1 protein-coding gene is annotated in these 1,223 nt (G+C 74.7%); it reads left to right on the top strand.

All coding sequences use genetic code 11. From position 1 onward, the window contains the following. Positions 1-1,223, top strand: a 1,223-nt coding sequence (locus ADY01_RS35795) for an anthranilate synthase component I family protein (RefSeq protein ID WP_049581075.1), incomplete at both ends; no start/stop codon positions are given.

The following is a 1,223-nucleotide window of genomic DNA, read 5'->3' as shown; positions in this document are numbered from 1 at the left end:
AGCTGCGCGTGCTCAGCCGGGTGCTGGAGACGGGGTGGAGCGACGAGGTCGCGTTCGACCGGCTGTTCCGCGGTGGCGACCACGCCTGGTGGCTGGACAGCGGCAGGCCGGGCGGGGAGCTCGGGCGGTTCTCGGTCATGGGGGACGCCTCGGGGCCGCTCGCCCGGGTGGCCGTCGCCGACGTGGCGGGCCGCACCGTCACCGTGCGGTCCGCCGACGGGCGGGAGGAGAGGGTCGAGGGCGGTTTCCTCGCCTGGCTGGACGCGGATCTGCGCGGCATATCCACCGAAGTGCCGGATTCGCCCTGCGAGTTCGCTCTGGGCTGGGTGGGGTATCTGGGCTACGAGCTGAAGGCCGAGTGCGGCGGCGAACCGGCGCACCGTTCGGATGTTCCCGACGCGACGATGGTGTTCGCGGACCGGGCGCTGGTCCTGGACCACGCGACGGGCACCACCGGGCTCCTGGCGCTGGTGGAGGACGGGGACGACCGGGAGGCGGCGCGGTGGCTGGACGAGACGGCCGATCGACTGGCGGGCCTGGCCGGGGTGCGTGCCGAGGATCCGGCGCCGACGGCACCGGGCGGGCTCGGCTCGCTGCGGCTGCGCCACGACCGCGGCGCGTATCTGGGGCTGATCGCCGAGTGCCGGCGGGAGATCGCGGCCGGGGAGAGCTACGAGGTGTGCCTGACGAACGTGGCCGAGGCCGATGGCGCGCTCGATCCCTGGGACGGCTACCGGCTGCTGCGGCGGAGCAGCCCGGCGCCGTTCGGCGCGCTGCTCGCGTTCGGTGAGGTGTCGGTGCTGAGCACCTCGCCCGAACGGTTCCTGCGCGTGGACCGGCGGGGCGTCGCGGAGTCCCGGCCGGTGAAGGGCACCCGCCCGCGCGGGGCCACGCCCGCGGAGGACGCGGCGCTGGTGGCGGAGTTGGGCGGAAGCGAGAAGGACCGGGCGGAGAACCTGATGATCGTCGACCTGGTCCGCAATGACCTCGGGCGGTGCGGGGAGGTGGGGTCGGTGGTCGCGGAGGACGTCTTCCGGGTCGAGAGCCACGCCAGGGCGCATCAGTTGGTGAGCACGGTGCGGGCCAGGCTGCTGCCGGGGCGGGGGGCGGTGGACTGCGTGCGGGCCGCGTTTCCCCCGGGGTCGATGACCGGGGCGCCCAAGCGCAGGACCATGCGGATCATCGACCGTCTGGAGGGCGGGCCACGGGGGGTCTACTCGGGG

It is taken from the genome of Streptomyces sp. SBT349, assembly GCF_001083795.1.
Taxonomy (GTDB): Bacteria; Actinomycetota; Actinomycetes; order Streptomycetales; family Streptomycetaceae; genus Streptomyces.
Note: the sequence above shows the minus strand (reverse complement) of the source record. Positions and strands in the feature narration are given on the sequence as shown.